General features: G+C 64.2%; 24 protein-coding genes. 12 read left to right on the top strand and 12 right to left on the bottom strand.

What is annotated here, in order from left to right:
- Position 1 precedes the first annotated feature (1 nt).
- On the bottom strand, positions 2–982 hold the full coding sequence (locus JQ586_RS19765; protein WP_212396276.1) for an ABC transporter substrate-binding protein: 981 nt from the start codon (positions 980–982) through the stop codon (positions 2–4).
- A 101-nt stretch (positions 983–1,083) separates the two neighbouring features.
- Between JQ586_RS19765 and JQ586_RS19760 the strand changes: the two genes are divergently transcribed.
- Entirely contained in the window at positions 1,084–1,428 is a 345-nt protein-coding gene (locus JQ586_RS19760; protein WP_212396275.1) for a hypothetical protein, read from the top strand.
- A 6-nt stretch (positions 1,429–1,434) separates the two neighbouring features.
- Here the strand turns inward: JQ586_RS19760 and JQ586_RS19755 are convergent, their stop codons facing one another.
- Together JQ586_RS19755 and JQ586_RS19750 are read right to left on the bottom strand one after the other, a co-directional pair.
- Positions 1,435–2,256, bottom strand: a complete 822-nt coding sequence (locus tag JQ586_RS19755; RefSeq protein ID WP_212396274.1) for a quinoprotein dehydrogenase-associated SoxYZ-like carrier — start codon at positions 2,254–2,256, stop codon at positions 1,435–1,437.
- A 41-nt stretch (positions 2,257–2,297) separates the two neighbouring features.
- Entirely contained in the window at positions 2,298–3,224 is a 927-nt protein-coding gene (locus JQ586_RS19750) for a quinoprotein relay system zinc metallohydrolase 2 (RefSeq protein ID WP_212396273.1), read from the bottom strand.
- Positions 3,225–3,391: 167 nt separating this feature from the next.
- Between JQ586_RS19750 and JQ586_RS19745 the strand changes: the two genes are divergently transcribed.
- Both JQ586_RS19745 and JQ586_RS19740 read left to right on the top strand, forming a co-directional pair.
- Positions 3,392–4,273 carry a substrate-binding domain-containing protein gene (locus JQ586_RS19745; protein ID WP_212396272.1) on the top strand — a complete coding sequence of 294 codons (882 nt, stop codon included), beginning with the start codon at positions 3,392–3,394 and terminating at the stop codon, positions 4,271–4,273.
- Complete coding sequence (locus JQ586_RS19740; RefSeq protein ID WP_212396271.1) at positions 4,270–4,833, top strand: PQQ-dependent catabolism-associated CXXCW motif protein; 564 nt, start codon at positions 4,270–4,272, stop codon at positions 4,831–4,833. Before JQ586_RS19745 ends, JQ586_RS19740 begins: the two co-directional genes overlap by 4 nt.
- Positions 4,834–4,858: 25 nt before the next feature.
- Here JQ586_RS19740 and JQ586_RS19735 read toward each other — a convergent pair whose 3' ends face one another.
- From JQ586_RS19735 to JQ586_RS19710, 6 genes are all read right to left on the bottom strand, one after another.
- The gene (locus JQ586_RS19735) at positions 4,859–5,152 is read right to left on the bottom strand and encodes a copper-binding protein (protein WP_212396270.1); all 294 of its coding nucleotides are present in this window, start codon (positions 5,150–5,152) and stop codon (positions 4,859–4,861) included.
- A gap of 112 nt (positions 5,153–5,264) precedes the next feature.
- A complete protein-coding gene (locus JQ586_RS19730) occupies positions 5,265–5,885 on the bottom strand; it encodes a hypothetical protein (RefSeq protein WP_249147796.1) in 621 nt (206 codons plus the stop codon).
- Positions 5,882–6,730, bottom strand: coding sequence for an ABC transporter permease (locus tag JQ586_RS19725; RefSeq protein ID WP_212396269.1), 849 nt, complete (start codon positions 6,728–6,730; stop codon positions 5,882–5,884). The genes JQ586_RS19730 and JQ586_RS19725 overlap by 4 nt, the downstream gene beginning before the upstream one ends.
- Complete coding sequence (locus JQ586_RS19720; RefSeq protein WP_249147795.1) at positions 6,727–7,533, bottom strand: ABC transporter ATP-binding protein; 807 nt, start codon at positions 7,531–7,533, stop codon at positions 6,727–6,729. The genes JQ586_RS19725 and JQ586_RS19720 overlap by 4 nt, the downstream gene beginning before the upstream one ends.
- On the bottom strand, positions 7,530–8,501 hold the full coding sequence (locus JQ586_RS19715) for a YVTN family beta-propeller repeat protein (RefSeq protein ID WP_212396268.1): 972 nt from the start codon (positions 8,499–8,501) through the stop codon (positions 7,530–7,532). Before JQ586_RS19715 ends, JQ586_RS19720 begins: the two co-directional genes overlap by 4 nt.
- Before the next feature lie 14 nt (positions 8,502–8,515).
- The gene (locus tag JQ586_RS19710; RefSeq protein ID WP_212396267.1) at positions 8,516–9,697 is read right to left on the bottom strand and encodes an ABC transporter substrate-binding protein; all 1,182 of its coding nucleotides are present in this window, start codon (positions 9,695–9,697) and stop codon (positions 8,516–8,518) included.
- 114 nt (positions 9,698–9,811) lie between these two features.
- Here JQ586_RS19710 and JQ586_RS19705 point away from each other — a divergent pair, with 114 nt between their 5' ends.
- Complete coding sequence (locus tag JQ586_RS19705) at positions 9,812–10,327, top strand: DUF3280 domain-containing protein (protein ID WP_249147793.1); 516 nt, start codon at positions 9,812–9,814, stop codon at positions 10,325–10,327.
- A gap of 15 nt (positions 10,328–10,342) precedes the next feature.
- On the opposite strand, the gene fghA is transcribed toward JQ586_RS19705, so the two are convergent.
- Both fghA and JQ586_RS19695 read right to left on the bottom strand, forming a co-directional pair.
- Complete coding sequence (fghA, locus tag JQ586_RS19700; protein ID WP_212396266.1) at positions 10,343–11,182, bottom strand: S-formylglutathione hydrolase; 840 nt, start codon at positions 11,180–11,182, stop codon at positions 10,343–10,345.
- Positions 11,183–11,211: 29 nt separating this feature from the next.
- Entirely contained in the window at positions 11,212–11,832 is a 621-nt protein-coding gene (locus tag JQ586_RS19695) for a response regulator transcription factor (RefSeq protein ID WP_212396265.1), read from the bottom strand.
- Between the two features lie 176 nt (positions 11,833–12,008).
- Here JQ586_RS19695 and JQ586_RS19690 point away from each other — a divergent pair, with 176 nt between their 5' ends.
- A complete protein-coding gene (locus JQ586_RS19690) occupies positions 12,009–13,373 on the top strand; it encodes a histidine kinase (RefSeq protein WP_212396264.1) in 1,365 nt (454 codons plus the stop codon).
- Positions 13,374–13,503: 130 nt separating this feature from the next.
- Positions 13,504–15,942 (top strand): TonB-dependent receptor, encoded by a 2,439-nt coding sequence (locus JQ586_RS19685; protein ID WP_212396263.1) that lies wholly within the window; start codon positions 13,504–13,506, stop codon positions 15,940–15,942.
- A 102-nt stretch (positions 15,943–16,044) separates the two neighbouring features.
- Here JQ586_RS19685 and JQ586_RS19680 read toward each other — a convergent pair whose 3' ends face one another.
- Positions 16,045–17,019, bottom strand: a complete 975-nt coding sequence (locus JQ586_RS19680) for a helix-turn-helix domain-containing protein (protein WP_212396262.1) — start codon at positions 17,017–17,019, stop codon at positions 16,045–16,047.
- A gap of 395 nt (positions 17,020–17,414) precedes the next feature.
- Here JQ586_RS19680 and xoxF5 point away from each other — a divergent pair, with 395 nt between their 5' ends.
- The 6 genes from xoxF5 (at position 17,415) to JQ586_RS19650 (ending at position 23,902) form a co-directional block, all read left to right on the top strand.
- A complete protein-coding gene (gene xoxF5, locus JQ586_RS19675) occupies positions 17,415–19,217 on the top strand; it encodes a lanthanide-dependent methanol dehydrogenase XoxF5 (protein WP_212396261.1) in 1,803 nt (600 codons plus the stop codon).
- A gap of 120 nt (positions 19,218–19,337) precedes the next feature.
- The gene (locus JQ586_RS19670; RefSeq protein ID WP_249147813.1) at positions 19,338–19,814 is read left to right on the top strand and encodes a c-type cytochrome, methanol metabolism-related; all 477 of its coding nucleotides are present in this window, start codon (positions 19,338–19,340) and stop codon (positions 19,812–19,814) included.
- Positions 19,815–19,863: 49 nt separating this feature from the next.
- Positions 19,864–20,973: an S-(hydroxymethyl)glutathione dehydrogenase/class III alcohol dehydrogenase gene (locus tag JQ586_RS19665; protein WP_212396259.1), complete on the top strand. Its 1,110-nt coding sequence runs from the start codon at positions 19,864–19,866 to the stop codon at positions 20,971–20,973.
- Positions 20,974–21,007: 34 nt separating this feature from the next.
- Positions 21,008–21,571, top strand: a complete 564-nt coding sequence (gene gfa / locus JQ586_RS19660; protein WP_212396258.1) for an S-(hydroxymethyl)glutathione synthase — start codon at positions 21,008–21,010, stop codon at positions 21,569–21,571.
- Between the two features lie 163 nt (positions 21,572–21,734).
- Positions 21,735–22,685 carry a hypothetical protein gene (locus JQ586_RS19655; protein WP_212396257.1) on the top strand — a complete coding sequence of 317 codons (951 nt, stop codon included), beginning with the start codon at positions 21,735–21,737 and terminating at the stop codon, positions 22,683–22,685.
- Positions 22,686–22,759: 74 nt separating this feature from the next.
- Positions 22,760–23,902 (top strand): epoxide hydrolase family protein, encoded by a 1,143-nt coding sequence (locus tag JQ586_RS19650; protein WP_212396256.1) that lies wholly within the window; start codon positions 22,760–22,762, stop codon positions 23,900–23,902.
- The last annotated feature ends 207 nt before the right edge of the window (positions 23,903–24,109 follow it).

Genomic DNA, 24,109 nt, shown 5'->3' with positions numbered 1-24,109 from the left:
GTCAGTCTCCAGGAATCGCTTGATAGAACGTGCCGGGATCGAGCTCGGTCGCGGCTCCGACCAGATCGCGGCCGCCGACCTGTGCCAGCACCTTGTAGAGCACGCGTGCGTCCGCTTCCTCGTCGGCGATCGGGCGGCGCGGAATGCCTTCGCGATAGCGGTCGCGGTAGGCGTGCAGGGTTGCTGCGTCCGGCGCGCCGGTGAGCGGTGCGATTGCTGTCCATTCATCGTCCGACGCGGCGAGGATCTCCTTCGCTTCGCGCGTCATCGCGATGAAGCGGGCGACTGCGTCCTTGTTGGCATTGGCCCAGGCCTCGTCGAAGACGTAGCCGATCATCGCTATGCGTCCCCTGGTGCCGAGCTTTCGCAGGACGTCCTCCATGGTGGCGAGGCGGCGAAAGCCCTTGGCTTCGAGCGCGGCGCAGAAATTCCAGTAGTTGAGAGTCGCGTCCATCTCGCCGTCGAGGGTCTTCGCCGCGAGCAGAGGCGGCGCCCCATAGACGATGCTCGACTGCGATTTCAGGTCGATACCGTCCTGCTTCAGCGCGGCCTGCAGCAGCAGCCAGTTCTTGTCGATCGGTCCGCCGGCAACCGCGAGCTTGTGCCCCTTGAGGTCACCGAGGGTTTTCAGCGGCGACGATGCCGCCACCATCACGGCGCCGAGCGCGCTCGAATAGGGGTAGAATTGCAGCTTCGCGCCGAGGGTGCGTTCGCGCGACACCCACGGCCAGTCCGAGACCATAACATCGGCGGTGCCGGCGCGGAGCGCGACCTTGCCGGCCTCGGGGCTGGCGAGATCGACGATCTCGATCGAGAGGTTGGCCTTTCTGTCGAGACCGTGCGAGCGGATGACGGCCAGCTCCCAGGCCAGCGTCCCGGTCTTCTGCGCTGCAACGCGGATCACGTCCGCGCGACAGGAGGCGCTGATCTGCATCATGGCCAAAGCAGCGATCGCGAGCAGCGTGCGAGCAAAACCTGTCATTGTCTTGTGAGCCACTTCTCCAAATGTCTTCTTTTCTGTGCGACACTCATAGCATAGCCTGCCGCATGGCAAGAGGAACCACGACCATGGCACGAGCTGACATGCTAGGACCGATTGTCGCCGCCCTGGCTGTGCTTGCGGCGACGAGCATGGGCGCGCGGGCCGAGGAGGCCAACGACTATCCGACCTCGGCGCGGGCCGAATATGTTTTTGGCTGCATGAAGGCGAATGGCGAGACCCGGCAGTCGATCGAGCAGTGCTCCTGCTCGATCGACGTCGTCGCGTCGATCATCCCCTATGATCGCTATGTCACGGCCGAGACGGTTTTGAGCATGTCGCAGGTGCGCGGGAATCTCGGCGGCCAGTTCCGCTCGTCCGAGCAGGCCTCGAACGCGCTCAACGATCTCAGGCGAGCGCAGGCCGAGGCCGAGGTCCGGTGTTTCTAGCCTGGTTCAGGTCCCGGGATCGTCGGTCTTCCATTCATGCTGGAAGACGTGCCCGTCAGTGTCCTTGGCCTCGGCCCGGAAGTGCTTCGCACCATCTGACACGTAGGTGAAGCGGATATTGGGATCTTCCGAGATCGAGATGCCGCCCTCCATCGCCAGCACCAGGCTGTCGTCCTGCCACAGATGCAGGTCGTTGATGAAGAAGGCCGGAATATAGAGCTGGGTGACCTGATCCATCTGCAGGCCGGAATTGTTCGGATGGCCGATCATGATCTGGGCCTCGCGGGTGTTGCTCGCGGGTCCTTGCTCCGGCCTTGCGAATTGGCGGTAGCGCATCTGGCCGATCCGGTTCTTGGCTTCCTCGGCATTCTTGGCCGCCGGCGCCGAGCAGCCGCCGGACGCCTTCACGTAGGTTTTGGTGACGTAGAGCTTGCCGTCGCTGAGTTCGGCGACGGCGTGGACGTCGGTGTAATTGTTGACGCGGACGCGGGTCGATATCTCGGTGACGTTGGCGTCGGACCCGAGCGTGAATTTCGCGGCCATCGGCGAGGGGTTCTGGTCGATCACGAGCGTGATGGCCACAACGCGCCGGCCGTCGCCGGGCGACAGCCTGGTGCGCAGCGTCACGGGAACGATTGCGGCGTCCTCTGCGCGCGCCGGCATCTCGATGCCGATGACATCGCTGCCGTCGTTCATCGGACGGTTGTTGAAGATGTCCTGCACGAGGCCCGGCCAGGGGTCGTAGGCCTCGGTGCCGGCGGCGGGCGCGGCCAGCCCAATCGAGACCAGGCCGATAGCACAGAGCAGGCGAATGCGATGTCGCAACATGGTCGCAAATCCTAAGAAGCAGGGTCACTATAAGGCACCGGCTATTCCCATTCAATTTCCGAGAATGCTGCAGTTGCGTTGCGGGCGTTGTAGTCGTCGAACAACTGCCAGCGCGATCGCTCGGAGGCTGCGGCGTGCTCGGCCGCTTCCGTGATCGGCTTGCCGCTCCTGACCAGTGCGCGCACATCCGACGCCAGCGTCTCGAGATAACGCCGCTCATCGGCAAGCGCCGAAGGCCATTCGCTCACGGCTCCGTGACCGGGAACCACCCGCCGCGCCGGGATCGCGGCCAGTTGATCAAGGGCATGCAACCAGCCCTTCAGGCTGCCGTCGACAACGGGAATATGGCTGAGGAACACCAGATCACCGGCGAACAGGGTCCTGGTTCGCTCGTCGAGTACGGTGAGGTCATTGTCGCTGTGGGCCGGCGGCCATGCCTTCAGCAACAGCGGCCGTCCGCCGAGGTCCAGCGTCAGCGTCTCCTCCACCAGCACGGTCGGCGGAATGATCCGCACCTCGTCGATCAGCGCATCGCCCATCGTACGGCGGAAGCCGTCGAGATAGAATTGCCCGCGTGTTGCCAGCGCGCGCGGCAGGTTCTTGTGGCCGACGAAGCTGACTCCGGCATCGACGAAAGCCGCATTGCCAAAGCTGTGGTCGGGATGGGCGTGGGTATTGATGACATAGCGGATCGGCTTGTCGGTATGGCTGCGGACGGTGGCCAAAAGCTTCCGTCCTTCGCGGACGCTGCCGCCGGTGTCGATCACCGCAACCGCATCGTTGCCGACGATGAATCCGACATTGGCGATGGCGCCTTCGTTCTCCCGCGTCATCAGCGCGGTCACCCCGCTGTGTACGAAGATTCCCGGTGCGACTTCGCTTACAGGCAATTCGCGCTCTTGTGCTCGCGCTATGGTCGTCGCCCCGATCATCAGGACGAGTGCGAGCACTGATCCGCCATGAGCCATGTTTCCGCCTCAGTTTCACCGGTACGCGAGGTCGACTGCCTCACCATCCGGTTTGCATTGCAGCAAGCAACGCGTTCCTGTCGGGAGGGTTATTCCTGTTGCACGTCATGGCCGACAGGGCAATTGATGGATGGCGGCGACCCATCCGGTGAAGAGGAGACCGCGTGATGAGACCTGTCGGACGCCGCCGCATCCTGTTTGCGCTTGTCGCCGCCGTCGCCTGCCTCGTCGGGCGCGACGCTGCGCGCGCGCAGGTCAACGATCAGGGCGAGCTCTCGATCGAACTCGTCGATCCCAAGGTGCTTCGTGTCTGCGCCGATCCCCGCAATCTGCCGTTCTCCAACGACAAGGGCGAAGGCTTCGAGAACAAGCTCGGCGAGCTGTTCGCCGGGAAGCTGCAGAAGAAGCTCGACTACATGTATTTTCCGCAGGCGACCGGCTTCGTGCGGATGACGCTCGGGTCGCATCGCTGCGACGTGATCATGGGATACCCGCAGGGCGACGATCTCGTGCAGGGCACCAATCCCTATTACCGGACAGCCTATGCGCTGGTCACCAAGCCTGGCAGCGAACTCGGCGATGTCACGACGCTGGAAGACGAGAGGTTGAGGAGCAAGCATATCGGCATCGTCGCGGGAACGCCGCCGGCGACCAATATGGCCCTTGCGGGCCTGATGGCGAATGCGAAGCCGTATCCGCTGGTGATCGATACGCGCTACGATTCCTCGGCGGAGGCGATGATGAACGATCTCGCCAAGGGTGAGATCGACGCCGGCATCCTGTGGGGCCCGATGGCGGGCTTCTATGCCAAAAAGGCCAATCCGCCGCTGCATGTCACGCCGCTGGTCAAGGAAACCACCGGACCGAAGCTGATCTATCGCATCGGCATGGGCGTGCGCGCGGCCGATCAGAACTGGAAGCGGCAGCTCAACCGCCTGATCCAGGAGAACCAGGGCGCGATCAACAAGATCCTGCTCGACTATGGCGTCCCGCTGCTCGACGAGAATGACCGGCCGATCGGCGCGGAGACCGCCAACAAATCGCCATGAGGTGCCTGCCCGCAGGCGTGCTGGCCGCGATGATCGCGGCCCTCGCACCGGCTTTCGCGCAGGACAAGCCTGCCGAGCCCGATGGCTATCGCACCGAGGACTATCGTTCCCCGGTGCCCGCGACGCTTTCAGGGGCGCGGGTGCTCACGACCGAGGACGCCGAAAAAATCTGGCGCGACAAGTCCGGCGTCTTCATCGACGTGCTGCCACGTGCGCCGAAGCCTGCCAATCTGCCTGAAGGCACGGTGTGGCGTGACAAGCCGCGGCCCGATATTCCCGGCAGCATCTGGCTGCCCGATACCGGCTACGGCAAGCTCGCTGCCGCAACGGAGACGTATCTGCGCGACGGTGTGTCCCGCGCCTCTCACGGCAATATCTCGACACTGCTCGTGATCTACTGCCAGGAGAACTGCTGGATGTCCTGGAACGCCGCCAAGCGCGTGCTGTCCTATGGCTACCGCAACGTCGCCTGGTATCCGGATGGAACCGACGGCTGGGAGCGCGCCCTGCTGCCGCTCGCGAATGCGGAGCCGGAGCCGCGCGGGAGCGGGGAGAAATGATCTCCGCGCTCGCGCGTTTCAAGCATCAGGGTTTTTGCTTTTCGAGCTTGTCGATCGCCTTGCCGCTATCCGAGGTGGTGAAGGTCACCTTGTCGCCGGCGTGGACCTCTTCGAGTGATTGCCCCTTCGGAACCTTGTACTCCTGAGCGGAGCCGCCGGCCGCACCGACGGTGCCGGCTTGAATTGGCTGGATGGTGATCGTTCCGGCCAATCGGTCAATCTTGGTGACCATTCCTGACATGGATTGCTCGGCCAAAGCCGCTGACGTGACCAGGCTCGCGGCCGCAAGGCCGGTCAGGACGATCTTGGCTGCTCTCATCGAAGCCTCCCACTTCACAGGTAAGTCGGAGGCAACGGGCGAACCGCGCGATTGGTTCCGGATCGCTGTCGCCGCGATACTTTGGTGACGTCAGAGGCGATTTGCCGCAGGATCAGTCGAGTTCCTGCTGGATCGCGCGGCTCAGTGCGAACAGGCGCTGGTCGATGGTGGTCGGCACCTCGCAGACGAATTTGACCACGCGGCGGCGGTCCTCGAAAATCCGCGTTTCCCAGACCAGTTGATTGCCGAGCTCGTCGACCTTGGCCTGATCGGGGGGCGTCGCGTCCTGCAGCGCCTGCAGCGCGACCGTATCGGAGCGGATCTTCTCCGCGGCCTCGCGCTGCTTGCGCATCACGCGCTCGAGCCCGTTCATGACCGAGGCACGCTGTGCGTTGAGTGTGTCGAACAGGCCGGCAAACAGCAGCTTTCCTGCAGTCGCCTTGTTCGCCGCCGCAGCCGACAGGAAGCCGGCGATCTCCTTTTCGGCGTCCTCCAGCGGAAGGCGGCGCGCCGCGACCTTCGTCACCAGCGCGTTGATCTTCGGATCGTCCTTCCACTGGTTTGCGGCGTCGCCGAGCGGCGGCCCGGCCCAGACGGCAGCCACCGAGATCTCGGGCACCTTGGCCTGCGCGCAAGGCCAATCCGGATAGCGCGGATCCGCGGCCCGCGCCGGCTGGTTCGACAGTGCGACAGCGAACGCCGCGCCGATTGCGATCCGCCAGGCTGTGATCATGCTTCACCTCCGCCGGGGCCGCGGCGCACCAGGCCGCGCGATGGATCGTAAGCCAGGATCGCACCGGCCATGAAGACCACCGTGCAGCCCCCGACGACCGCGAGCGAGACCCAGTTCATCTTGCCATAGAGCGCAAAGCGGATCAGTTCCACCGCATGCGTGAAGGGATTGCACTGGCAGACATAATAAAGCATCGGGCTGCCTTCCTGCACCCGCCAGAGCGGGTAGAGGGCCGACGATGCAAAGAACATCGGAAAGATCACAAAGTTCATCACGCCGGCGAAATTCTCGAGCTGCTTGATGCCCGATGAGATCAGCATGCCCAATGCGCCGAGCATCAGGCCGGACAGCACAAGCGCCGGCAACACCGTCAGATAGCCGATCGTCGGCGGTGCGATGTCCCAGAACCACGCGATCACCAGGAATGCATAGACCTGGAGCAGCGAGACGGCGGTGCCGGCCAGCAGCTTGCAGAACAGGAGATAGCCGCGCGGCAGCGGGCTCACCAGCAGCGTGCGCATGTTGCCCATCTCGCGGTCGTAGACCATCGAGAGCGAGGACTGCATGCCGTTGAAGAGCTGGATCATCGCCATCAGGCCCGGCGCGATATAGACCTCGTAGAGGATGTAGGTCTCGTAGGGCGGGATGATCGAGATGCCGAGCACCTGGCGGAAGCCGGCGGCAAAGATGAACAGCCAGACCAGCGGCCTGACCAGCGCCGAGACGAAGCGCTCGCGCTGATGCAGGAAGCGCAGCGCCTCGCGCCAGACGATGCCGTTCAGGCAGACGATGTATTCCGACGGCGAGAAGCCGGTTCGCGCTGGTGTGGCGGTCGTGCTGGTCATGCCGGCTTCCCGTTGAGTGTCGCCGTCCCGGTCAGGCGCATGAAGGCGGTGTTGACGTCCTGGGCACCGGCCTCGGCGATCACGCGCGACACCTTGCCATGCGCGAGCATGCGGCCCTGATGCAGCACGACGAGGTCGTCGCTCGGCATGATCTCGTCGAACAGATGCGTCGCCCAGAGCACGCCGATGCCCTGCTCGGTGACGAGCTGGCGGACATGGTCGAGGATGTCGGCACGCGCCTTGACGTCGAGGCCGACGGTAGCTTCATCGAGCAGCAGCAGGCGCGGCCGGTGCAGCAGCGCGCGGGCGATCTCGAGCCGCCGCATCTGGCCGCCGGAGAGGTCGCGCACCTTGCTGGCGGCGCGGTCGGCAAGCTTGATGCGGTCCAGCACTTCGGCAGAGCGCAACCGCGCCTCGCGCCGCGAGATGCCGTGCAGCGCGGCGTGATAGAGCAGGTTCTGCGTCAGCGAGAGGTCGAGATCGAGCGTTCGCGGCTGGAACACGACGCCAAGCAGCCGGAGCGCCTCGCCCGGCGCGCGGCTGATGTCGTGGCCGAAGATGCTGATCCGGCCGGTCTGGATGCCGAACAGCCGCGTCACCAGCGAGAACAGCGTGCTCTTTCCCGCACCGTTGAGGCCGAGCAGCGCAGTGAAGCTCGCCGGCGCGACGGTGAAGTCGACATCGATCAGCGCGCGGCGCGGACCATAGCTGTGGCTGACATTGCCGATCGACAGCGCCGGCTGCCCGGCGGGAGCGGCGTCCGGCAACGGTTGGCTCGCGATATGTGCGTCGGTTGCGGTCATTGGGGCGCGATCGTGATTCCCCAGGGTAACTCACCGACCTGGATGGTCTTGATCACCTTCTGGGCGGCGACGTCGATCACCGAGACGTCGTTGGAGACGCCGTTGGTGACCAGCAGGTATTTTTCGTCGGGCGTGAAATCCATGTGCCAGACCCGCTGGCCCACGAGCAGATATTTGATGACCTTGTGCGTCGCGCCGTCGACGACCGCGACGCGGTTGGCCGGGCCGAGTGCGACAAACGCAGTCTTGCCGTCCCTCGTCATGCCGATGCCGACCGGCTGGATCGCCTCGCTGCGCAGGCCCGGAATCTCGAAATTGATCTTGCCGGTCACCTCATGCTTGACGGGATCGATGATCGACACCGTTCCGCCGATCTCGGACGAGACCCACAATTCGGAACCGTCGCGCTTGAACGCGGCGAACCGCGGCCGCGAATCGACCAGCACGTTGGCGACGATCTTGCGCGTCGCGGTGTCGATGAAATGCGCCATGTTGGTGGTCTCGGACGTGTTGATCAGGATCTTGCCGTCCGGGCTGACCGCCATGCCCTCGGGCTCGACACCCACCTGGATGTCGCCGACCCGCGCCCGCGTCGCCAGATCGATCACGGTGACCGTATTGTCGTTCTCGTTGGCGACATACATGGTCTTGCCCGCGGCATCCTGGGTGAACAGCTCGGGGTCGGGACCGGAGGGCAGGGTGTCGACGATTTCCTGGGTCTTGGTGTCGATCACCTGGATGGTGTCGTCATCGCCGACCGCCACCCACACGAACTTGCCGTCGCGCGAGAACTCGATTCCGCGCGGCCGCTGGCCGACCTTGATGGTCTTGGTCACGGTCCAGCTGTCGGAGTCGATCACCGAGACGGTGTTGCCCTTCTCGTTGGAGACATAGGCTACGAATGCAGATGCCGGCGCCATCGCGGCGAGCCACGCGAACATTCCAGCGAGCAGACAACGGCGCCACATTCCCTGGTTCTCCCTCACTGCAGCTTGCATTTCGTCTCGGGCCGGTCAACACCGAGCGTGTCGAGCTCGGAGACCTGATGCAGGAAGCCCTCCTGCGGCGAGACCGAGACGACCATGCGCCCGTCGGACAGCAGGATCGGCTGGCGGAGCTGCCAATTCCAGTCCCGCAAGGTCAGCCGCGTGCCCTTGAAGGCGGCGACCGAGAAGCCCGGGCTCTTGATGAAGGGGACGACCTTCTTCGGGTCGCCCGAATTGGTGCGCGAGGTTGCTTCTCCGATCATGCGCGCCGCGGTCCAGGCCTGCATGTCGAGCGCAGTCATGTGCCGCATGTTCAGTTTCGCGAAACGGTTCTGGATCTGGATCGCACCCCACTGGTCATGGGCCGCGTCCCAGCTCGTCGGCACCAGGCCGGCCGAGCCGGCCACCGGTCGCGGATCCCAGGTCCGGTAGGGCAGATAGTCCGCGAACACCTGACTCTCGTCGGCCGCGACGAGCACGTCATAGGCCGGCGCCTGCTGTGTGAACACCGGCATCTGGCGCTGGATCAAGGTCACGCCAGAGTCGGTACGGCGCGCGCCGCCGGTATCCTCGAAGGTGCGTTCCTGGACGATCTTGGCGCCGAAGCGCGTGGCCGCGCGGCGCAGCGCGTCGGCGTAAAGCTTGTCCGGATCATGTGAGCCGACCACCAGGAGCCAGCGCTTCCACTGCTTCCAGATCAGGTATTGCGCGAGCGCGTCCGCAAGCATCGTGCGGGTCGGCGCGACGTGGATGACGTTGGCGCGGCAGTCCTGCTCGCGCAGCCGGTCGTCGATCGCGCCGGCATTGAGCAGCAGCGTGCCCCGATCGCGCAAGGTGTCGGCGACCTTGAGCAGCGCGTCGGCCGGCAGGTCGGTGATGATGTAATCGTCGCGGCCGGCGAGATCGCTCGCGGCCTTGGCGACGTCGTCGCCGTCCTTCAGCCTGACCTCATCGAGGACGAAGTGCTGGTTGAGGAACTTGCCGGTCGTATTGTTGTCCTCGAGCGCAAGGCGGGCGCCGGCGAGGCCGTCATTGTCGGCGGGTTGTTCGACCAGCGACAGCGTCGACTTGACGCCGGCATGGCCGAGATAGCCGATATGGATTTCGACCGGATCGGCAGCGAGCGCCCGGGAGGCGATCATGCCGAACGCAATCGTGCCGATCAGCCATCGCAACATGACTCCTCCCGTCACATCATCCTTCTCTTGGCTTGCAAGATGACTGAATTGCCCTAGCTTGCAACCCCTGCCTTCGGCCGTCGTGAGGTTACAAATTTCGTCCGGTTCACAATCATGAGATCGTTGCTGATCCTCGTCGTTCCCTTGTTGCTGATGTCGGCAACCGCCCGTGCCGAACCGCCGAAGCTTGCGGTGTTCGATCTCGAGATGATCGATACCAGCCTGCAGGGTGAAGTCAGCGGGCCGCGGGCTGACGAGCAGGCGCGTCTCATGCATGTCGGTGATCAGGTTCGGAAGGAGCTGGGTGAGTCGGGCAAGTTCCGCGTTCTCGACATCGCGCCCGTCAATGCTGCGGCGCATGGCAGCAATCTTCAGGCCTGCGGCGGCTGCGACCTGAAACTGGCGGGCGAGCTCGGTGCCGATCTCGAGATCACCGGCGTGGTCCAGAAGGTCTCCAACCTCATCCTCAACATCAATCTCTATCTGCGCGACGTGCATAGCGGGCAATTGCTCGCGGCGGCGAGCGCCGACATGCGCGGCAACACCGACGAATCCTGGGCGCGCGCCACCGGCTATCTCGTGCGCAATCGGCTGCTCGCGCCGAATTACGGCGCGCCGCAGCCGCAGTAAATCAGCCGCAATAGATCAGCCCTTCAGTCGCGCCGCGTGCCAGCGCAGATGATCGGCCATGAAGGTCGAGATGAAGTAGTAGCTGTGGTCGTAACCCGGCTGGCGCCGCAAGGTGAGGGGGATGTTGGCCTTCTCGCACGCGCTCTTCAGCAGTTCGGGCCGCAGCTGCTCGGCGAGGAACTGGTCGGCGTCGCCGTAGTCGACGAGCAACCCGGAGAAACGCGCGCCATCCTCGATCAGCGCGACCGCGTCATGTTTTCGCCAGGCGGCCTTGTTGCCGCCGAGGTAGCCGCCGAGCGCCTTGTTGCCCCATGGCACCTGCGAGGGGGCCACGATCGGCGCAAAGGCGCTCGCCGCGCGATAGCGATCGGGATGGCGCAGCGCCACCGTCAGCGCACCATGGCCGCCCATGGAGTGGCCGAGGATCGATTGCCGCTTGCCGTCGACGGGGAAATGCTCGGTGATCAGGTCAGGCAATTCCCCGGTGACGTAGCTCCACATGCGATAGTTGCGAGCAAATGGCTCTTCGGTGGCGTCGACATAGAAGCCGGCGCCAAGCCCGAAATCATACGAATTGGCGGGATCGCCGGGCACGCCTTCGCCGCGCGGGCTGGTGTCGGGAGCAACGAAGATCAGCCCGAGCTCGGCGCACGCCGCGCGGAACTCACCTTTCTCGGTGACATTGGCGTGGGTGCAGGTCAGGCCGGAGAGATAGGTGACGACCGGCAGCTTCGCGCCGGCCGAATGCTCCGGCACGAAGACCGAGAAAGTCATGTCGGTCCTGGTCTCGCGGCTCTGGTGCCGATACACACCCTGGACGCCGCCATGGGATTTGTTCTGGGAAACAGTCTGCATCGTCGTGATCCTGGATAATGGGTTAGGCGTCAGGCGACGCCGCTCTCGATCGCCAATCGCACGAGCTCCGCCGATGTCCGCACGCCGAGCTTTTGGCGCATGATCGATGACGTGTTTGCGACAGTCTTGTAGGAGGAATGAACGAGCCAGGCGATCTCCGACAGGCTCTTGCCGGAACTGAGCAGGCGCAGGATCTCCATCTCGCGCGAGGTCAGCTTCGACAGCGGGTTCTGCGCGAAGGACGGCCGCGCGAAGGCGACGCTGCGCGCGATCGCAGGCGGCAGATAGACGCCGCCATTGCCGACCTCGCGGATCGCCTCCACGAGGTCGTTCGGGTCGCCCGTCTTCGAAACGTAGCCCTTGGCGCCAATATCGATGGCGCGGGCAGCGAACACCGGGTCGTCGTTCATGCTGAACATGATGATGCGTGCGGCGGCGTCCCGCGCCAGGATGCGGCGGGCCAACTCGAATCCCGACACTGTCGGCAGGTTGATGTCGATCACGCAGACGTCGGGCTTCTCGGCAACGAAGGCCCGCTCGCCGCTCTCGGCATCGGCCGCCTCGAGCAGGACGATCTCGGGTTCGTCGGCGAACACGGTGCGGCAGCCCGAGGCGACGATGGGATGATCATCCACGATCAGAATGCGCATGGCGTTGTCCCGTCGACCTGCTTCGATCCATTCATCATCGCACCGTCGCGCGCGATGTGAGGTGGAACCGGTTGTGCACCACGCGCAAGATTGCAGTAGGCTGCGATTAGATAGCCGGCCGAATTTGGCTGTCAACGATCCTCTGGGAGGAGGACCTCACGGTCCGGGGCAACGCAATGTGGCGAAAACTATCCCTGCGCGCGCGCATCAACCTGCTGCTGGCGCTGATCCTGGCGCTGGGGCTCGGCATCAATATTGCGCGGCTGGTGCTGGAAGCCGGGCCGCGCGTCCAGGCCGAAGACCAGAGCGTGATCCGCCTTGCCCGCGAGTTCGTCGAGACGATCGTTGCCGGTCTCAAGGAGGCGCCGGATCCGGATGCGCGGCTCGACCAGATCGTCCAGGACCTGACCCGGCTGCGCCACGTCAGCATCACCAGGCAGGATGACGTGACCGCGAGGGCGCGCGAAGCTCGCGAGGAGGCCGGCGATCAGCGCGCCCCGCCGGCATGGTTCGTCGCGCTGGTGCATCCCGAGCAGACCTCGGTGCGGGTCCCGATCTCGATTCGCGGCGAGGCGCAGTCGCTGCTCATCACCTCGCATCCCGACGACGAGATGGCCGAGATATGGGACGGCATCGTGACCCAGCTCGAGGTCGGCTCCGCGATCGCGGTCGCGCTGTTTCTCGTGACCATGCTGGTGGTCGGCCGCGCGCTTGCGCCGCTGGAGGCACTGTCGCAGGCCATGACCAACATCGAGGCGGGCTTCTACGATGCCCGCGTCGAGCCCGGCGGCTCGCCCGAACTTGCCGCGATCTGTGCCAAGTTGAACCATTTGGCCGCCACCCTGGGCGAGGCGGTGGAGAGCAAGCGGCGCCTCGCCGAGCGCGCCGTGTCGCTGCAGGATTCCGAGCGCAAGGAGGTCGCGCGCGAGCTGCACGACGAGTTCGGGCCCTATCTGTTCGCGTTGCGTGCGCATGCCGGTGCTTTGACGCGATTGTCCGAAGTCCACAGTCCCGATCCCGCGGCGCTGCGCAGGCACGGCAACGCCATCCTCGAGCAGGTCAACGCGCTCCAGCAATTCACCCGCCGCATTCTCGAACGATTGCGGCCCGTTGGCCTTGCCGAGCTCGGGCTGCGCGAGGCACTCGGTGCACTGGTTCGATTATGGAGCGAGACTCATCCCGAGGTCGAGATCGAGAGCAGCATTTCGGGCGCGCTCGGCGACACCGGCGAGACTGCCGATCTCACGATCTACCGCATCGTGCAGGAGGCGCTCACCAATGTCTTCCGGCATGCCGACGCGACTGCGGTCCACATCACCGTGGAGCCTGCGGAGCGGCAGACCGGCGTGCATGACAGCCGCGGCTGCGCCCTGGTGCGCGTCAGCGACAACGGGCGCGGCCTGCGGTCCGATCACCAGCTCGGCCGCGGCTTGACCGGGATGCGTGAGCGAATCCTCGCGCTTGGCGGCACGATCAGCGTCAATTCCGGCGATGACGGCGTGACGGTCGAGGCGTTCGTTCCCAAGGCGATGCAACCCTAGGCCGCCATGCCGCCGGCATCGACCGGGAATTCTTCCCGAGTCTTTCGGGAACACTTAAAGCTGGCGCCGCGCACAACCTGCTCACTAGTATCGCTTCACGAGCCGGCGGGGATCGACAAGGCCGGACGCGATGGGTGGACAGATGGGTGGCGTGCGGTTTGTTGTGCTCGCGTCGATCGCGGCGGGCGCGGTCGTCGGACATGAGACGGCCCTTGCTCAAGGCGGCTCGGAGCATGTTGAGACTCTGCCGCCGGTCGAGGTCACGGCGCCCGCCGAGGGGGCCAAGCGGGGACGCTCCAGGGAGGCAACCCGTATCGTCCGTCCCCGGCCCAGGGTCATCATACCGACCGCGCCTGCAGCCACCGCCGGCTCGGCGTCGGATATCGACGCCGACAAGGTCCCGGCCAGCGTCAATGTCGTCGACAGCAAGCAGATCGAGCGAACCGGCTCGCCCAATATCACGGACGCGTTGCTGCAGAGCGTGCCTTCGGTCAACATCAGCGAGGTCTCCGGCAATCCATTCACGCCAAACCTGGAGTTCCGCGGCTTCGTGGCCTCTCCGGTGTCGGGGACGCCGCAGGGCCTTGCGGTCTACCAAAACGGCGTCCGCATCAACGAGGCGTTCGGCGACACCATCAACTGGGACCTGATCCCGACCCTGGCGATCAAGTCGGTCGCCGTCGTGACCAACAATCCCGCGTTCGGATTGAATGCCCTCGGCGGCGCCGTCGACGTCCAGATGAAGGACGGCTTCAGCTACCATGGCACCGAGCTGAGCGTGATGGGCGGCTCGTTCGGCCGCATCCAGGGCTCGGGGCAGTGGGGCAAGCAGATCGACAACAATTATGCCGTCTACGGCGCCCTCGAGGGGATCCACGACGACGGCTTCCGCAATTTCTCGCAGTCCGACATCCGCCGCTTCTACGGTGACGTCGCCTATCGGAACGATGTCAGCGAGTTCCACCTCAACATGGGCGCCGCCGATAACAAATTCGGCGCCACGGCGACCGTGCCTGCGGAACTGCTGCAGAACTATTGGGGCGCGACCTACACCACGCCGCAGACCTCGCACAACCAGGTCGGCTATTTCAACCTGACCGGCAAGGTCGAGGCGACGCCCACCTGGACCATCGAGGGCGCCGCGCATCTGCGGTTCTTCAAGCAGAGTACGGAGGACGCCAACCCGACCGGCACCCAGCCCTGCGACGACCCGACGCTGCTCTGCTTCGGCGACAGCTCGACACCGGCCTTCGGCCTGAACGGCGTGCAGCTCAGCAATCCGTTCCCCGACGGTTCGTTCCTCGGCGAAAACGACCGGACGTCGACGCGATCCACGACGGCCGGGCTCTCGCTGCAGGCAACCAACGACGACAAGCTGTTCGGTCACGACAATCGCTTCACGGTCGGCACCAGCCTCGACACCAGCGTCACCTGGTTCAACGCCAGTGCCGAACTCGGCACCTTTGGTCCGGATTACGTGATGACCGGCAGCGGCATTTTCCTCGGGCCGTCAGGCTCGCCGGTGACGGACGGGCCGGTGTCGCTGCGCGCCACCAACCAGTATTTCGGCCTCTATGCACTCGACACCTTCGACGTCACCGACCGCCTCTCGATCAGCGGCGGCGGCCGCTTCAATACGGCCAACATCTCGCTTCAGGACCAGCTCGGGACGGCGCTCAACGGCAATCATGAGTACGATCGCTTCAACCCGATGATCGGCGGCACCTACAAGATCACCCGCGATGTGACCTTGTACGGCGGCTATTCGGAAGCCAACCGTGCGCCCACGCCGCTTGAATTGAGCTGCGCGGACCCCGCCAATCCCTGCACGATCGCCACCTTCCTGGTCTCCGACCCGGACCTCAAGCAGGTGGTGTCGCACACCTTCGAGGCGGGTCTGCGCGGATCAAAGGAGCTCAATATCGGGACCCTGAGCTGGAAGCTCGGCGGCTTCCGCGCCACCAACACCGATGACATCCTGGCCATCGCAAGCCCGGTGTTGCAGGGTTTCGGCTATTACCAGAACGTCGGTTCGACGCGCCGGCAGGGGTTCGAGGCCGAGATCGACGTGAAATCGAAGGCGTTGCAGGTCTATGCCAGCTACGCCTTCATCGATGCGCGGTTCCTGGATTCGCTCACGGTCGGCTCGAACAGCCCGTTCGCCGATGCCAATGGCAACATCCAGATCTCGCCGGGCAACCAGATCCCGGGCATTCCGCGTCACCGCATCAAGGCTGGTTTCGACTATAACGTGACCGATGCGTTCAAGATCGGCGGCGATGCGCTGTGGGTCAGCAGCCAGTATTTCGTCGGCGACGAGTCCAACCAGTTCTCGAAGCTGCCGTCCTATGCCGTGTTCAACGCGCACGCCTCGTATCAGATCGACAAGACGTACCAGATCTTCGGCCGGATCGATAACATCTTCGACAACCGCTATTCGACCTGGGGCACCTTCTTCCAGACCGACGCGTTGCCGAACTTCACCAACGGGCAGGCCTTTTCGGACCCGCGTTCGCTCAGCCCGGCACGGCCGCGCGCGTTCTATGTCGGCATGAAGGCGACGTTCTAATTCAATCGCACTCATCAGGCGTGGACAGCCCAAATCCAGCGCACCTGCGATCCAGACGAGGATGATTGCGACTGTTCGGGCGCGGTGCGCCGGGCGAAGCGGCTATTCCAGCACCACGTCGGCCGGCATGCCGCCGTGCTGACCCTTGTGGACGGAGGAGGGCGCGATGCCGAAATACTTCCGGAACACGCGGCTGAAATGCGACGAGCTGGAGAAGCCCCAGGAGAACGCGACGTCGGTGATCGTCTTGCCGGTCTGGTTTTCCAGCTCCTGCCGGCAGTGCTGCAGCCGGGCCCGCCAGATGTAGTCGCTGACCGTCATGCCGCGATCGCTGAACAGCATGTGCAGATAGCGCTTCGAGCAGCCGAGCGCCGCCGAGATGCGGTCGATGCAGAGGTCGGGGTCGCGCAGATGCTCGCGAATGAAGCCCTGGGCCCGCACATAGGTGGCCTCCGCGCTGCCGCGATCGAACATCGCGCCGGTCTCGCGCAGCGGCAGCAGCAGCAGGTCGATCAGCGAATCGGCAACGCCGACGGCGTTGAGCGGCGAAAGCCTGGTCGCCTCGCCGAACGCCGCATGCACGAAGTCGTAGGCGATACGGCCGGTGCCGTTGCGCGCCGACAGCTTGCACGGCGCCATCTTGGAGAGCTGGAAACCGCGCTCCTTGAGCAGGTCCTTCGGCACGATGACGACCTCGTGACGGGTCAGCGCCGGGCTGATGATCGTGTGCGGGCAGGACACGTCATAGGCGAAGCAGTCGCCGGGCATGATGTCGAAGTGGCGGCCTTCCTGCTCGAAATGCGACACGCCGTGGGTCTGGAAAACGATCTTGATGTAAGGATGCTCGCTCAGCCTGATGCGCGAGATCGTGTGCGCGATCCGGTGCTGGCTTGCCTCGATCTGGCACAGCTTGAGCCGCGACACGGTCGTGTAGTTGATCCGTCCCTCGAGCGAGGATCCTTCCAGCGCGTCGACGTCGAACTGACCGCACAGGTCAGTCAGCGCATCTGACCAGCGCTGGATCTGCCGCTTCGGCGTCAATCCGGTCGTGCTGAGCGAATGGACAGTATCGGACATCTTTCCAGCCACCGATTCGATCCCCAAACGTGACTGCCTACTGCGAATGTTGCGCCCGGAATTATGCGCCTTTTCCCTCATTTTGGCGATGCCGAGGGGGCCGGCGGAATTCTTCCCGGTCAAAGTCGGGCGATCCTCCGACTTAGTTCTGGCGTCGTCAAGCGCAACGTTGGGACGCGTCCGGATCGGCGACCGAGCGGCCGAGGTCGGCGATTGATGCCCTGCAGCATGGAGCAGCCTTTCAAAAAACTGACGAAGCTTCCCTTTCGAGCAAACGGCTCTTCCCTATTGGGCAAGTCGTCGCGAGCCCGGCGAGGTACGGGTAGGTACCAAAATGGAAGAAGTGGGCCGTTTCGACGGAAACCCTGAGTTCTTAACACTGGGAGGAATCCACGATGCGCAAGGTGCTTTACGCGACCGGTCTTGGCGTCATGGCAGCGTTCGCTGCCGGGGCCGCCAATGCCAACGACGAACTCAACAAGATGGCGCAGAACCCGAAGGACTGGGTGATGCCGTCCGGCGACTACGCCAATCAGCGCTATTCGAAGCTGAATCAGATCAACGCGTCGAACGTCGGAAAGTTGCAGGTCGCCTGGACGTTTTCGACCGGCGTGTTGCGTGGTCACGAGGGTGGACCGCTCGTGATCGGGAACATGATGTACTTCTCGACGCCGTTCCCGAACAAGGTCTACGCTCTTGACCTTTCCAAGGACAACCAGATCGTCTGGAAGTACGAGCCCAAGCAGGATCCGAACGTCATTCCGGTGATGTGCTGCGACACCGTCAATCGCGGCGTCGCTTACGGCGACGGCAAGATCTTCCTGCATCAGGCCGACACCACGCTGGTTGCGCTCGATGCCAAGACCGGTCAGGTCGTGTGGTCGGTGAAGGACGGCGATCCCGCCAAGGGCGCGACCGGCACCTCGGCGCCGCTCGTGGTCAAGGACAAGGTGCTGATCGGCATCTCCGGCGGCGAGTTCGGCGTGCAAGCGCATATGACCGCCTATGACATCAAGACCGGCAAGCAGGTCTGGCGCGGCTATTCCGAAGGTCCGGATGATCAGATCCTGGTCGACGACAAGACGACCGATCTCGGCAAGCCGATCGGCAAGGATTCGAGCCTGAAGACCTGGCAAGGCGATCAATGGAAGATCGGCGGCGGCGCCACCTGGGGCTGGATCTCCTACGACCCCGAACTGAACCTGGTCTATTACGGCTCGGGCAATCCCTCGACCTGGAATCCGAAGCAGCGTCCGGGTGACAACAAATGGTCGATGACCATCTGGGCACGCAACCCGGACACCGGCATCGCCAAGTGGGTCTACCAGATGACGCCCCACGACGAGTGGGACTATGACGGCGTCAACGAGATGATCCTCTCGGATCAGACCGTGGACGGCAAGGCGCGCAAGCTGCTGACGCATTTCGATCGTAACGGCCTCGGCTATACGCTCGATCGCGACACCGGTGAGCTGCTGGTTGCCGAGAAGTACGATCCGAAGGTGAACTGGACCTCCGGCGTCGACATGAACAAGAGCTCGCCGACCTATGGTCGTCCGAAGGTTCTTGATGCAGCGTCGACCGACAAGGCGGGCGAGGACCACAACGTCAAGGGCATCTGCCCCGCGGCGCTTGGTTCGAAGGACGAGCAGCCGGCAGCCTATTCGCCGGAGACCCAGCTGTTCTACGTGCCGACCAACCACGTCTGCATGGACTACGAGCCGTTCAAGGTGAGCTACACCGCAGGTCAGCCCTATGTCGGCGCGACGCTGTCGATGTATCCGCCTCCCGGCGAGACCAACATGGGCAACTTCATCGCCTGGGACGGCAAGACCGGCAAGATCGCCTGGTCGAACAAGGAGCAGTTCTCGGTCTGGTCGGGTGCGCTCGCAACCGCCGGCGGCGTGGTGTTCTACGGCACGCTGGAAGGTTACCTGAAGGCGGTCGACGCCAAGACGGGCAAGGAGCTCTACAAGTTCAAGACCCCGTCCGGCATCATCGGCAACGTCAACACCTATGAGCAGGGCGGCAAGCAGTATGTCGCCGTGTTGTCGGGTGTCGGTGGTTGGGCAGGCATCGGCCTCGCGGCCGGCCTGACCGATCCGACCGCCGGTCTCGGCGCCGTCGGTGGTTATGCGGCTCTCAGCAACTACACCGCGCTCGGCGGAACACTCACCGTGTTCTCGCTGCCGCAGTGAGCTGATCCCACTCGTTCCGGCGCATGGACCATCCATGCGCCGGTTCGCCTGCTACCGAATTCCGAGGACATGCTCTTGCGTATTATCTGGCTTGTGACGGCTGCGATCCTCTTCGCGGCAATGGGTAGAGTTGCTTCCGCCGAACCACCGGGCGATCCGACGGCGGTCAAATCCGAGGATGGCAAATATCTCGATAAGGACGGTAACCCGACCTACAAGATTGCACCTGACGGGACCGTGGATTGGTACACCTATTCCGGCTACCGCCGTTACCACTCGGAGTGCCATGTCTGTCACGGTCCTGATGGCATGGGCTCGACCTACGCGCCGGCGCTGAAGGACTCGTTGAAGACCATGAACTATGCCGACTTTCTCGGCGTGGTCGCGAGCGGACGCAAGAACGTCACGACGTCGCAGGAGAACGTGATGCCGGCGTTCGGCGACAATCCGAACGTTGCCTGCTACATGGACGATCTCTACGTCTATCTGCGAGCCCGTTCCACTGATGCGGTCGGGCGCGTGCGTCCGGCGAAGCATGAAGATAAATCCGACGCCTATGCCAAGGCGGAAGACGCCTGCATGGGCAACAAGAATTGAGTTCGTCCGGCGCGGATGACAACCCGTTCAACGTTTCGTGGAGACCAAAATGAAAACGCGCGCCGCAGTCGCATTCCAGGCCAAGAAGCCGCTCGAGATTGTCGAGCTCGATCTGGAAGGGCCCAAGGCAGGCGAAGTCCTGGTCGAGATCAAGGCGACCGGCATCTGCCACACCGACGCCTACACGCTCGACGGCTTCGACAGCGAAGGCATCTTCCCCTCGATCCTCGGGCACGAGGGCGCCGGCATCGTGCGTGAGGTCGGTGCGGGCGTGACGTCGGTCAAGCCGGGCGATCACGTGATCCCGCTCTACACCCCCGAATGCCGCCAGTGCAAAAGCTGCCTGAGCCAGAAGACCAATCTGTGCACGGCGATCCGCGCCACCCAGGGCAAGGGCGTGATGCCCGACGGCACCTCGCGCTTCAAGTACAAGGGCGAGACGGTATTTCACTACATGGGCTGCTCGACCTTCTCGAACTTCACCGTGCTGCCGGAAATCGCGGTGGCGAAGATCCGCGAGGACGCGCCCTTCGACAAGAGCTGCTACATCGGCTGCGGCGTCACGACGGGCGTCGGCGCTGTCGTCAACACCGCCAAGGTGACGCCGGGCGCCAACGTCGTGGTGTTCGGCCTCGGCGGCATCGGTCTCAACGTGATCCAGGGCGCCAAGATGGTCGGCGCCGACAAGATCATCGGGGTCGACATCAACGACTCAAAGGACAATTGGGGTCGCCAGTTCGGCATGACGCATTTCGTCAATCCGACCAAGGTGGGCGGCGACATCGTCCAGCATCTGGTCGGCCTGACCGATGGCGGTGCCGACTTCACCTTCGACTGCACCGGCAACACCAACGTGATGCGCCAGGCGCTGGAAGCCTGTCATCGCGGCTGGGGCGTCTCGGTGGTGATCGGCGTTGCGGAATCCGGCAAGGAGATCGCGACACGGCCGTTCCAGCTCGTGACCGGCCGGGTCTGGAAGGGCACCGCCTTCGGCGGCGCGCGTGGCCGCACGGACGTGCCGAAGATCGTCGACTGGTACATGAACGGAAAGATCCAGATCGATCCGATGATCACCCACGTGCTCAAGCTCGAGGAGATCAACAAGGGCTTCGACCTGATGCACGAGGGCAAGTCGATCCGCTCGGTCGTCGTGTTCTGAAATCAAAACACCAAGCACTAAGGAGGATAGGCCAATGACTGTTCATATCCACCCATCGGTCGACAACGGCGTCAAACAGGGCTCGGGCCACTTTGCCGGCGGCACCCTGGTCTGCAAATGCGCGGACAAGCCGGTCAAGGTCGGCGTCAAGGGCGACGTCGCCCACAATCACGCCTGCGGCTGCACCAAGTGCTGGAAGCCGTCGGGCGCGATCTTCTCGGTGGTCGCGGTCGTGCCGCGCGAGAACGTCACCGTGCTCGAGAACGGCGACAAGCTGCAGATCGTCGACTCCGCCGCGGTGATCCAGCGCCACGCCTGCAAGGGCTGCGGCACCCACATGTACGGCCGGATCGAGAACAAGGGCCATCCGTTCTATGGCCTCGACTTCATCCATCCCGAACTGTTCCAGGAATCCGGCTCGGCGGCTCCCGGATTTGCGGCCTTCGTGTCGTCCGTGATCGAGTCCGGCGTCAAGCCGGCCGACATGGCCGGGATCAGGTCGCGTCTGAAGGACCTCGGGCTCGAACCCTACGATTGCCTGTCGCCGGCGCTGATGGACGCGATTGCCACCCACGTGGCAAAGGCCAAAGCGGCCTGAACAAAGGCGGCCTGAATCGAGGCGGCCTGACAGGAAACCGGATCAAGGCGGCCTGACCAGCCGCCTTGAGCACACCGCGGCCGGCAGTGATCTCTGCCGGCGCGCAGTGTTTGACGTACCCCGTGACCTTGAACCTTGCATGCCCCATGGGCGACCATAGGGCATGCATTTGTTCATTCGACTTGCCCTCGCCCTTGCCCCGATCCTGATCCTGCCGCACGCCAACGCAGCGTCGCCGGAAGACCGTTACATCGCGACCCGTGACGCCGCGATCGCAAAATTCGCCAGGCAGGAGAAGGACGGCAAAGTCGACGATGCCCTGGACAAGGCCGAGACCGCCGCGCGCGACGAGCTCAAGGCGCAACTGGCCGGTATCCTGTCCGAACCCTCCCGCACCGGCTACGCGCCCGCCCAGATCAACCTCGACACTCTATATAAAGGCGATATGGGCTTCGGCCTGCTCGACGGCCTGCGCTTCGAGGCCGAGACCGGCAAGGGCGGCGCAAAGGTCGGCCAAGCCTCCGACGGGAGCTATGTCGAGCCGAAGGCGCATATCATCGTCACCACCGAACCCCTGTTCATCCGTTGGCTGCGCGAGCACAAGGCGTGGAGGGACAAAGGCGAGAAGAACGTGCCGCAGCAGGTCGAGGCGGCGCTGAGGTTCGAAGACCTCTACACCCAGGCGATTTCGACCGATGCTGCCGTGATCAATTTCCACGACCTTCCGATCGCCAGGCCGGCTTCGGCGACCCTGGCCTACGGCTTCCTGGCCGGCCGCACCCAGGATGCGACCCCTGACGCGGCCGACGAGGTGTTCGTGGCCGCGGTCGCGGGCGGCAAGTTCTATCTTGCCTATGGCACGATCGAGCCTGCGGTGCAGGTCGCCGCCTGCAACACCCTTCGCGCCGGCTTGAACAAGCGAGCCGATGAGGCCGATGAAAAGCTCCGCCGCAAGCAGATCGACCGGAAGGCCTACGACAGGCTCGGCGACCTGCGCCAGCAGGGCGACGACGCGTTCAAGCGCTGCTTCATCCAGCAGGCGGCCCAGCAGCCGGCGTTCACGGAAGCGACCCGACAGGCCCAGTCGCTGCTGGAATTGGCGATCGGCAAGTAATGTCCGGGCCGGTTTGATCGGCCCGCCCGCAAACCCTATCTTCCCCGAAACAAATTCCGTACCCAGGGGGAGTCATGACCACCGCCGTCAGCCCGTTCCGCATTTCCGTCAGCGACGATGTCCTCGAGGATCTCCGTACCCGGCTGCGCCGGACGCGCTGGCCCGAGGCGGAACTGGTTTCCGACTGGAGTCAGGGTGCGCCGCTCAAATGGATCAGGGAGGTCTGCCGCTATTGGGCCGAGGACTATGACTGGCGCGCGCGCGAGGCGCAGCTCAATCGCTTCAGCCAGTTCACGACCGAAATCGACGGGCTCGACATCCACTTCATCCATGTCCGCTCGAAGCATCCGGAGGCGAGGCCACTGATCATCACCCATGGCTGGCCGGGGTCGGTGGTCGAATTCCACAAGGTGATCGAGCCACTGACCGACCCGACTGCGCATGGCGGCAACGCCGAAGATGCGTTCCATGTGGTGTGCCCGTCGCTGCCGGGCTTCGGCTTCTCCGCCAAGCCCGCCGTGACCGGCTGGGGCGTCGACCGCATCGCCAGGGCCTGGGCCGTCCTGATGGAGCGGCTGGGCTACGGCAGCTATTTCGCGCAAGGTGGTGATTGGGGCTCGGCGGTCACGACGGCGATCGGCGCGCTGGATGCCGCGCATTGCGGCGGCATCCACATCACGCTGGCGATGGGGACGCGGCCCAATGTCGAGGGACAGCCGACGCCGGAGGAGACCCGCGCGCTCGAAGGCATCAAATACTATGCCGACTGGGATTCCGGATATTCCAAGCAGCAGTCGACCCGTCCGCAGACGCTCGGCTATGCGCTGACGGATTCTCCGAGCGGGCAGGCGGCCTGGATCCTGGAAAAATTCTGGGCCTGGACCGACTGCGACGGGCATCCCGAAAACATCCTCGGCAGGGACGAGCTGCTCGACAACGTGATGCTCTATTGGGTCACCGCGACGGCGACATCATCGGCGCGTCTCTATTGGGAAAGTTTCGGACCGAAGCGGCGGACGCCGCACACGATCACGGTGCCGACCGGCGTCGCCGTCTTCCCCAAGGAGATCGTCACGCCGGTGCGCAAATGGATGACGGCGAGCTTTACCAACATCCAGCACTGGAGCGAGATGCCGAAGGGCGGACACTTCGCCGCGTTCGAGCAGCCCGAACTGTACATCGCCGAGGTACGCAAGTTCTTCGGCTCATTGCGCTAGGTCCAGCGACAATTCCATCCGCGTCATTGATTGCGCGGAGCGAAGCGACGAAGCGGTACCGTGTGCTTCGCTTCGCTCGCAATGACGGGTGCTTGCGGAGAGGTCGCCGACGATCTTCGTTATCGCGATCTCCGCTGTTGCCTGTTTGCGGTCCTGGTCTTCCGAACGACTGCCCAGAGGTACCCACCGCAGAGTGCGACAATCGCG

It is taken from the genome of Bradyrhizobium jicamae (assembly GCF_018130215.1).
GTDB lineage: Bacteria > Pseudomonadota > Alphaproteobacteria > Rhizobiales > Xanthobacteraceae > Bradyrhizobium > Bradyrhizobium jicamae_A.
This window is presented reverse-complemented; position numbering and strand designations above follow the sequence as displayed.

Bases quoted from the DNA above. Each gene is read 5' to 3' on its own strand.
- xoxF5 (WP_212396261.1), top strand. From the start codon at position 17,415: ATGCGCAAGGTGCTTTACGCGACCGGTCTTGGCGTCATGGCAGCGTTC.
- JQ586_RS19725 (WP_212396269.1), bottom strand. From the start codon at position 6,730: ATGACCAGCACGACCGCCACACCAGCGCGAACCGGCTTCTCGCCGTCG.
- JQ586_RS19735 (WP_212396270.1), bottom strand. From the start codon at position 5,152: ATGAGAGCAGCCAAGATCGTCCTGACCGGCCTTGCGGCCGCGAGCCTG.
- gfa (WP_212396258.1), top strand. From the start codon at position 21,008: ATGACTGTTCATATCCACCCATCGGTCGACAACGGCGTCAAACAGGGC.
- JQ586_RS19755 (WP_212396274.1), bottom strand. From the start codon at position 2,256: ATGTTGCGACATCGCATTCGCCTGCTCTGTGCTATCGGCCTGGTCTCG.
- JQ586_RS19685 (WP_212396263.1), top strand. From the start codon at position 13,504: ATGGGTGGACAGATGGGTGGCGTGCGGTTTGTTGTGCTCGCGTCGATC.
- JQ586_RS19720 (WP_249147795.1), bottom strand. From the start codon at position 7,533: ATGACCGCAACCGACGCACATATCGCGAGCCAACCGTTGCCGGACGCC.
- JQ586_RS19690 (WP_212396264.1), top strand. From the start codon at position 12,009: ATGTGGCGAAAACTATCCCTGCGCGCGCGCATCAACCTGCTGCTGGCG.
- JQ586_RS19760 (WP_212396275.1), top strand. From the start codon at position 1,084: ATGCTAGGACCGATTGTCGCCGCCCTGGCTGTGCTTGCGGCGACGAGC.
- JQ586_RS19745 (WP_212396272.1), top strand. From the start codon at position 3,392: ATGAGACCTGTCGGACGCCGCCGCATCCTGTTTGCGCTTGTCGCCGCC.
- JQ586_RS19715 (WP_212396268.1), bottom strand. From the start codon at position 8,501: ATGTGGCGCCGTTGTCTGCTCGCTGGAATGTTCGCGTGGCTCGCCGCG.
- JQ586_RS19705 (WP_249147793.1), top strand. From the start codon at position 9,812: ATGAGATCGTTGCTGATCCTCGTCGTTCCCTTGTTGCTGATGTCGGCA.
- fghA (WP_212396266.1), bottom strand. From the start codon at position 11,182: ATGCAGACTGTTTCCCAGAACAAATCCCATGGCGGCGTCCAGGGTGTG.
- JQ586_RS19655 (WP_212396257.1), top strand. From the start codon at position 21,735: ATGCATTTGTTCATTCGACTTGCCCTCGCCCTTGCCCCGATCCTGATC.
- JQ586_RS19695 (WP_212396265.1), bottom strand. From the start codon at position 11,832: ATGCGCATTCTGATCGTGGATGATCATCCCATCGTCGCCTCGGGCTGC.
- JQ586_RS19680 (WP_212396262.1), bottom strand. From the start codon at position 17,019: ATGTCCGATACTGTCCATTCGCTCAGCACGACCGGATTGACGCCGAAG.
- JQ586_RS19650 (WP_212396256.1), top strand. From the start codon at position 22,760: ATGACCACCGCCGTCAGCCCGTTCCGCATTTCCGTCAGCGACGATGTC.
- JQ586_RS19730 (WP_249147796.1), bottom strand. From the start codon at position 5,885: ATGATCACAGCCTGGCGGATCGCAATCGGCGCGGCGTTCGCTGTCGCA.
- JQ586_RS19710 (WP_212396267.1), bottom strand. From the start codon at position 9,697: ATGTTGCGATGGCTGATCGGCACGATTGCGTTCGGCATGATCGCCTCC.
- JQ586_RS19740 (WP_212396271.1), top strand. From the start codon at position 4,270: ATGAGGTGCCTGCCCGCAGGCGTGCTGGCCGCGATGATCGCGGCCCTC.
- JQ586_RS19670 (WP_249147813.1), top strand. From the start codon at position 19,338: ATGGGTAGAGTTGCTTCCGCCGAACCACCGGGCGATCCGACGGCGGTC.
- JQ586_RS19765 (WP_212396276.1), bottom strand. From the start codon at position 982: ATGACAGGTTTTGCTCGCACGCTGCTCGCGATCGCTGCTTTGGCCATG.
- JQ586_RS19750 (WP_212396273.1), bottom strand. From the start codon at position 3,224: ATGGCTCATGGCGGATCAGTGCTCGCACTCGTCCTGATGATCGGGGCG.
- JQ586_RS19665 (WP_212396259.1), top strand. From the start codon at position 19,864: ATGAAAACGCGCGCCGCAGTCGCATTCCAGGCCAAGAAGCCGCTCGAG.